General features: G+C 36.4%; 7 protein-coding genes. 5 read left to right on the forward strand and 2 right to left on the reverse strand.

Annotated elements, in window-relative coordinates; all coding sequences use genetic code 11:
* The first annotated feature begins 146 nt into the window (after positions 1–146).
* The 5 genes from V7161_RS00740 to V7161_RS00760 all read left to right on the forward strand — a co-directional run bounded on the left by V7161_RS00740 (position 147) and on the right by V7161_RS00760 (position 5,023).
* On the forward strand, positions 147–1,043 hold the full coding sequence (locus V7161_RS00740; RefSeq protein WP_335441820.1) for an AraC family transcriptional regulator: 897 nt from the start codon (positions 147–149) through the stop codon (positions 1,041–1,043).
* The gene (locus tag V7161_RS00745; RefSeq protein ID WP_335441821.1) at positions 1,043–1,930 is read left to right on the forward strand and encodes a sugar phosphate isomerase/epimerase family protein; all 888 of its coding nucleotides are present in this window, start codon (positions 1,043–1,045) and stop codon (positions 1,928–1,930) included. Before V7161_RS00740 ends, V7161_RS00745 begins: the two co-directional genes overlap by 1 nt.
* A gap of 2 nt (positions 1,931–1,932) precedes the next feature.
* On the forward strand, positions 1,933–3,093 hold the full coding sequence (locus V7161_RS00750; RefSeq protein ID WP_335441822.1) for a Gfo/Idh/MocA family protein: 1,161 nt from the start codon (positions 1,933–1,935) through the stop codon (positions 3,091–3,093).
* A gap of 64 nt (positions 3,094–3,157) precedes the next feature.
* Positions 3,158–4,162 (forward strand): Gfo/Idh/MocA family protein, encoded by a 1,005-nt coding sequence (locus tag V7161_RS00755; RefSeq protein ID WP_335441823.1) that lies wholly within the window; start codon positions 3,158–3,160, stop codon positions 4,160–4,162.
* 3 nt (positions 4,163–4,165) lie between these two features.
* On the forward strand, positions 4,166–5,023 hold the full coding sequence (locus V7161_RS00760; RefSeq protein ID WP_335441824.1) for a sugar phosphate isomerase/epimerase family protein: 858 nt from the start codon (positions 4,166–4,168) through the stop codon (positions 5,021–5,023).
* On the opposite strand, the gene V7161_RS00765 is transcribed toward V7161_RS00760, so the two are convergent.
* Positions 4,971–6,062 carry a nuclease-related domain-containing protein gene (locus V7161_RS00765; RefSeq protein WP_335441825.1) on the reverse strand — a complete coding sequence of 364 codons (1,092 nt, stop codon included), beginning with the start codon at positions 6,060–6,062 and terminating at the stop codon, positions 4,971–4,973. The two genes, V7161_RS00760 and V7161_RS00765, sit on opposite strands and share 53 nt — an antisense overlap.
* Positions 6,063–6,171: 109 nt before the next feature.
* On the reverse strand, positions 6,172–7,341 hold the full coding sequence (locus V7161_RS00770; RefSeq protein ID WP_335441826.1) for an ROK family protein: 1,170 nt from the start codon (positions 7,339–7,341) through the stop codon (positions 6,172–6,174).
* Between the last annotated feature and the right edge of the window lie 107 nt (positions 7,342–7,448).

A 7,448-nucleotide genomic window follows, 5' to 3' on the forward strand; every position in this document is an offset into this window, starting at 1 on the left:
TAACATATAAAAAGCAATATCAGTCAAAAATATATAATAATAAAGCAGTTTTAGAGAATGATTTTTATCTATAATTTTAATAAAATTAAAGTATGTTAAGTTAACAAACAAATTTTGTTGACGCTTACTCAAAAAGGTATGAGATCATGAAATTAATGAATGAGTGGATTAACGCTTTTTATCGAGTACGGGGGCTAGAATCTAATACCTTTCAATTTCATTCACATCAGGAATATGAGATTTACTTTTTTCATTCTGGAGATTGTAAATATTTAATTAACAATCGAATTTATGAATTGCAGCCGGGAGATATAATCCTTCTGGATGGTTTAACCTTGCATAAACCAAATCCAAGGCCAGGCAGCACATATACCAGGAGCATGCTTCATTTTTCCCCTACCTGGTTAGATGAGATTTTGTCAGTGTTAGGAATGCCTTATTTGTTAGATCCATTTAAAAAACTAAATAATTATTTGCTCCGTACCGGGTATGATGAATCAGGGCAATTTGTAGATGGAAGAATCAAAAAAATTGCCGGCCTAATCGCAGAAACTGATGAAGAAAAACAGCGAACTGGTCAGAAATGTGAACCCATTGAGGCAGAAATAAGGCTTGAACTCATTCAATTATTATTAGGAATTTATAAAATGAGTCAAAAGGATTTGGCCCAGCTCCCCTGCAAAAAGGCAGAGAAGGAGATTCATGCCGAGTCTATTGCCTCTTGGATAAATGATCATTATTTCGAAAAGATAACATTGGACCGAATTGCCGCTGAACTGAATTTGAGTAAATATTATACCTCTCATGTTTTTAAGGAAGTGACAGGATTTACGATTATGGAATATGTGATGGGCTGCCGTCTAAATCAAGTAAAGTATTTACTAGAAATGGAACCAGATCGAACATTATCTGAGGTTGCTCGAGACACAGGCTTTGAAAGTATGGCTCATTTCAGTCGTTTCTTTAAAGAAAAGGCAGGGATGACGCCGTCCAATTATCGAAAAAATAAACGAAATACTGTAAAAAAGGAGGATATAAATTAATGAATAAGGATTTATTGATTTCTGGCTTTTCTGATGAAATCTCGTCTGATTTTGATACTCAGCTTAAGGTTGTTGGAAACCTGGGGATGCGTTATCTTTCACTGCGTGGAATTGATGGGAAAAATATTGGCGACTTTTCTGTTGCCGAAATCAAAGAAAGTGTACAGCCTCGTTTACAAAAAGCCGGAATAGGCGTTTCTTCTATCGGATCGCCGCTTGGAAAAATCTTTATCAAAGATGAAGAGAGCTTTGCCAAACAAAAGGTGATGCTTGAGGAGCTTTGCAAAATTAGTAATCTGCTAGATTGCAAGTATATCCGTATATTCAGCTTTTATATCCCAAAGGGTGAGGACGCCGATATCTTTCGAGAGGATGTAATCAGTAAGTTAAAGCAGTTCGCTGCAATTGCTGCTGAATATAATGTCATTTTATTACATGAAAATGAGAAAGACATATTCGGCGATATTGCACGACGCTGCCGTGAAATTTTGAAATCGGTGGACTCTCCAAACTTTAAGGCGATTTTTGACTTTGCAAACTTTGTACAATGTGGCGAGGACACTCAAGCTTGCTACGACTTTCTTAAGGATGAAGTCGTTTATATTCACATTAAGGATGCTGTTTCATCTGATAAAGAAAATGTGGTCTGCGGAACAGGAGAAGGGAAAATACCAGAGCTGCTCTCTCAATTTATAAAATCAGGATATAAAGGCTTCTTAACTTTAGAACCTCATTTAGTTCTTTTTGATTCTTTAAAAGATTTAGAGCTGGAAGAGGCAGCTGAAATTATTAAGGATAATAAAGGACTTGATGGTGCTGGCGCATACAAGCTTCAATATGAAGCTCTATTAGATATTCTAAATAAAATAGAAAGCGGGGAAATGTAATTATGGCAGACGTACGATTAGGAATTATTGGTTTAGGTGCACAAGGCGGTGCATATGCTGGTTTCATTGCAGAAGGCAAAGTGAAAAATATGGTTATCGGTGCCATTTGCGATACGGATCCTGCTAAAAAGCAATTGGCACAGGAAAAGTATCCTGATGTCCCATTCTATGAGAATTATATTGATATGTTAGAAAGTGGAACTGTTGATGCTGTTGTTACATGTGTCCCTCACTATTTACACCCGGAAATGGGAATAGAGTCGTTAAAAAGAGACATCCATGCATTAGTTGAAAAACCAGCCGGTGTTTATACCAAACAGGTTCAAGAGTTAAATGATTTTGCTGCAACAAAGCTAGAGGTTAAGTTTGGAATTATGTTTAACCAACGGACAAATCCTCTTTATCAAAAAGTAAAAGAAATTATTGATAATGGTGAAATTGGAAATATCCGCCGTACAAACTGGGTTATTACTACTTGGTGGAGACCACAAGGTTACTACAACCAAAGTGAATGGAGAGCAACTTGGGGCGGCGAAGGCGGCGGTGTTCTTGTAAACCAGGCACCACACCAAATCGATTTGCTTCAATGGATCTGCGGGATGCCGAAAAAAGTTTACTCCAACGTAAAATATGGATACCAAAGAGATATCGTAGTAGAAGATGAGGTAACAGTTGTACTTGACTATGGCAATGGTGCTACTGGGGTATTTGTAACTTGCACACATGATGTTGTTGGTACAGACCGCTTTGAAATCTTAGGTAATAAAGGGAAAATTGTTGTCGATGACAGCAAAAAGGTAACAATTAAACGTCTTGTTAAACCCGAAAACGAAATGAGCGCTACCATGAACATGCAAGATGTAATGAAAATTTTCATGGGCGGAAATGCAGATGATATTTTCACCGAGGAAGTGCTTGAGTTTGGCAGCGTTTGGGGCGAACAGCACATTGCCGTATTAGAGGACTTTGCTTCTGCAATTGTAGAAGGTACTCCACTATTAGCGCCAGGCAGTGATGGTATCAATGGTGTTAGACTTGCAAATGCAATTCATCTTTCAAGCTGGTTAGGAAAAGAAGTAGAAGTACCATTTGATGAAGATTTATTCCTGGAAGAATTAAATAAAAGAATTGCTGAAGAAGGTAAATATCCTATAAGAGGCTAATCTATCACAATAAACGAACTCATCGCTGAAAGGCTTTGAGTTCGTTTTAAAGAGGGGCATAGTTATGCTAAAAGCAGCGTTAATTGGGCTTGGTGATATTTCCAAAATTCATTTGCCTGCAATTAAAGAAAACCCAATTGTAGAACTAACTGCGGTATGTGATGTAAATGAAGACTTAAGAACTCTTGTACCGGAAGCTCGCTTTTATACTGACTACCAAGACATGTTGGAATCAGAAGCAATTGATGTTGTCCATATTTGCTTGCCTCATTATCTGCACAATTCAGTCACAAAGGCTTGTATCGAAAAGGGCGTCCATGTCTTTCTTGAAAAGCCGCTTGGATTAAATACAGAGGAGGCACTCGAGATCGTTAATCTGGAGGAAGAACATCAGGAGGTAAAGGTCTGTGTCTGCTTCCAAAACAGATATAATGAGTCTTTTGAAATGCTCCAAAAAATAGCGTTTAGCGGCGAATATGGAAAGATAGTTGGAATTAAAGGGCTTGTCGCTTGGTATAGACCGAAATCTTATTATGACCTAAAGCCATGGCGGGGACAGATGGAATATGCCGGCGGCGGTGTCATGATCAATCAGGCACTTCATACTCTAGACTTGATGCAATTACTTGGCGGTAAAATCGAGTCCATTCGCGGAAGTCTTGATCAACTGCTTGATTATGGAATTGAAGTTGAAGACACTGCATCAGCACGGATTCAATTTAAAAATGGTGTCACGGGGTTGTTCTTTGCTACAAATGCAAATGCAGAAAATTCAAGTGTTGAACTTGAAGTGATTTTCGAAAAAGGTAAATTTACGATTAAAGATAGCATCTTAACTCGAGTAACTGAAAATGGGGAAAAGGAAGAATTAGTAGAAGATGCTAGGCTTCCTGGATCTAAATTTTATTATGGTGCGAGCCATGTTAAGTTAATTCATCAATTCTATCAATGTATTGAACAAGGTACGGAAAATTATGTGCATGCTAAGGATGCTTTTCCAGCAATTCAAATAATCGATGTGATCCGCAAATCATCAGATTCGAAGCAAAGAATTCAATTGGAGGGATAACGAATGAAAAAAGGTAAAATCGGCGTGCAAATGTTTAATCTTAAAAATAAAATTATTGAGTTAGGCGCTTATGAAACGTTAAGAAAAATAAAAGAGCTTGGATTTAATGCTGTTGAGGTTACACAAATTCAGATGACTGAGGAAAATGTCGCGGAGCTTAGACGGGCAAGTGTGGATTTTGATATTAAAATCGCTTCGATTTCAGCTCCATTAGACACTATGCCAGGAATACCAGGGGAGTCACTGACAAAGGACTTTGATAAAATCGTCAAAGATTGCAGAATCCTTGATTGCAACTTCATCCGAATTGGGATGATGCCAATTACATTAATGGGCCAAAAAAATAAAGCGATGGAATATATACACGCGGCAGAAGAAATGGCTGAGCGATTGGCGGAATATGGAATTGAACTCTATTATCATAACCATCACATTGAATTTGAGAAATATGATAATGAATGTCTGCTAGATATTATGAAAAATAATACAACAAAACTTGGTTTTGAGTTAGATGTTCATTGGGCTCAAAGGGGCGGCGAGAATCCGATCAATGTTATTAAGAGATTTGCAGGGCGTGTCTCCTTAATTCACTTAAAGGATTACCGGATTGGTCATATGGATTTAACAGAAGATGATTATAAAGATTTGGGTAAGTTCATGCAGAAATTCACGAATATTATTGAATTTGCAGAGCTTGGTCAAGGGAACCTTGATATCAAAGGGATTATTGATGCTGGAGTTGAGAGCGGGGTTCAATATTATTTAATTGAACAAGATGATACCTATGGACGAGATCCATTTGATTGTCTTAAAGAATCAGCTGACTACTTAAGAGAAATAGGCTACGGAGACTGGTTTTAAGAATGTAGGAGGCAGCTGCGATACAGCTGCCTTTGTGAATATGCTCTGATTTTAAATAGGTACTTGGGGACAAAACTAGTAAAAAAATCAATAGAAATGTCCTCAATAACTTTATAAAAATTATTTTGTAATCAATACTCGAAGTAATCCATTGTCCAACACCGACAATTTTAAAGTTTTTCTCTAAAATCCTACGAATTCTTTTTTTGGACTCCACAACACCACACCATTCATGAATAACATTGGTAGAAATTTTTTGATCAGGAAAAAGAAGCACATATTCCCGTACGCATCGCATAACAGCAACTGTTACCAATTCTTCATGCCCACAATCTCCACACACACATTTCTTTCCTATGACAGAAATCGAAAACGAGTTGCATAAAACACATGTTAGCCCCTTCCGGACCTCATCATATTTATACGGAGGTAATATCGTATAAGGATTTTCTTCAATATGAAGTGAAATTAGTTTGTCAGCAAGTTTTTCCTGCCGGGTAGTCAGTATCGATGGCATCAAATCTAATTTTTTTAAATAACTATTAACTAGTGTTGGAAGAATAATAGGCTTATCTAGTGGTGCTTGGTATAGGGTGAACTCAGGATTGATAAATACAACCTTGCCGTCAATGGGGAATTGATAACCTTCATGATGCAGTAATTGGCGGAGTAGTGATTCGCTTCGGTTCAATTGGACTAGAGGATCACTATATTCCGTTTTTGGCTTCTTGTATAACCTCTCACCTTCATAAAAATACTCACCCTCATAATTTTTCACTTCGTAAACATGCATATTTTCAGAAATTATTATCAGTGTATCGATTTGGAATGTGGAGTTGTTTACTTTGAATAACAAGTCGTTTAAAATCGTGCATTCACACTGTAACTTCTCAGTTAATGTATCAAACATTACTTCACCTTCATAACCTTTTTTAAGGCTGTAATAATGTTGCCGGTCTTTTTCAGCTAGCGTCATTCGTGTGTTCAAGGATCTTAAAATTCTTAATTCTTTGGATTCAATACGATTCTTCTTAGCCATGTGACACTTCCTTATGTTTTTGATCACTCCGAGTCTATTTTATAAAATAAAACCGACTCGGCTTGTCAAAAAAGTGAAGATTTTATTAATTTATCGAAAGAATCGCTCGTTATCCATGATCAGCCAAAGACAAATTTAGTTCCGGTACCTCTAAAAACTTCTTAATCGCCATAGCGCAAGCGCCTAAAATACAAGCCTTTTTTCCAAAATCTGAAATTACCAGTTCACGAAAGTGACCAACTGAAGAGTTCAAATGATTTTTTAATTTAAAAACAGCTTCAGGAAACAATTGGAGCAGCTCGCTATTAATAACAATAATCTCAGGATTATATAGATTAATAATATTATTAAGGCCAACGGATAAGATTTTAATAAACTGTTTTATTTGATGACGAGTAGTAGAATCCCCATTGTTAATCCAATCTTTTAATTCTTCATAGCTAATGGCGTCCATTTGTTTTATCTTAGCTAATCGCCTAATAAAACTGGCTTCAGAAGCATATTGCTCAAAACAGCCTTTTTTCCCGCAGCTGCACAGTTTCCCTTCTGGAACGACAATCATATGCCCTATTTCCCCTGCATAGCCATGGTATCCTTTTATTAATTCTTTATTAACCATCAGTCCAAGACCAATTCCAGAATACAGACTAACAGATAATAAATTTTCACTTTGATGGTGTTTATAGACGATTTCAGAAAATGAGCACAAATTTGCGTTATTTTCGATAAATACATTGGCACCGGTTTCATTTATCAAATCAACCTTTAAATTTCTGTTACTCCATTGGTGGTGGGGGACGAAATAGATGATTTCATCGTTATTCACGATACCATGAATTCCAATGACTACACCAATCAGTCCATAACGGGTATTGGCATATTTTTCTTTATAATCTTTAATATACTTTGATAATAACGAGAGAACCTCATTATAATCAGTGGTTTGAAGTGCAATTGTTTCAGTGGAAATTGGCCTGCCGCTTAAGTTTGATAACGTTAAAGTTATGGTAGATTTATCAAGATCAATTCCTAAGGAAAATCCAGCATTCTGATTAATCGAAAGCATTATTGGCTTTCTGCCAAGATTTTTATGCTCCTTTGGTGTTTCGATAATTAATTGTTCGGCTAATAAATCTGCAGCCTGAACAGAGATTGTTGCTTTATTTAAGCCAGTTATTTTCGCTAAATCTGAACGTGAAACCCTCCCGTGCTCAATAATTTTGCTAAGGATTAAGGAACGATTGATTTTTTTAATGTAAGTTGTATCCCCAGTAAGCATAATTTTCTCCTTTAATTACATATTTATTGACGTTTTGGAAGCATAATGATATTATACAAGTAATTAGTTTGTTTGGTAAACAAATTAAAATAAATATATTTATAAAT

Source organism: Neobacillus drentensis (assembly GCF_036965425.1).
In the GTDB taxonomy this organism is placed as follows: domain Bacteria; phylum Bacillota; class Bacilli; order Bacillales; family Cytobacillaceae; genus Neobacillus; species Neobacillus drentensis_F.

Coding starts and splice junctions, on each gene's coding strand:
- V7161_RS00740 (WP_335441820.1), top strand. CDS start 147: ATGAAATTAATGAATGAGTGGATTAACGCTTTTTATCGAGTACGGGGG.
- V7161_RS00745 (WP_335441821.1), top strand. CDS start 1,043: ATGAATAAGGATTTATTGATTTCTGGCTTTTCTGATGAAATCTCGTCT.
- V7161_RS00750 (WP_335441822.1), top strand. CDS start 1,933: ATGGCAGACGTACGATTAGGAATTATTGGTTTAGGTGCACAAGGCGGT.
- V7161_RS00755 (WP_335441823.1), top strand. CDS start 3,158: ATGCTAAAAGCAGCGTTAATTGGGCTTGGTGATATTTCCAAAATTCAT.
- V7161_RS00760 (WP_335441824.1), top strand. CDS start 4,166: ATGAAAAAAGGTAAAATCGGCGTGCAAATGTTTAATCTTAAAAATAAA.
- V7161_RS00765 (WP_335441825.1), bottom strand. CDS start 6,062: ATGGCTAAGAAGAATCGTATTGAATCCAAAGAATTAAGAATTTTAAGA.
- V7161_RS00770 (WP_335441826.1), bottom strand. CDS start 7,341: ATGCTTACTGGGGATACAACTTACATTAAAAAAATCAATCGTTCCTTA.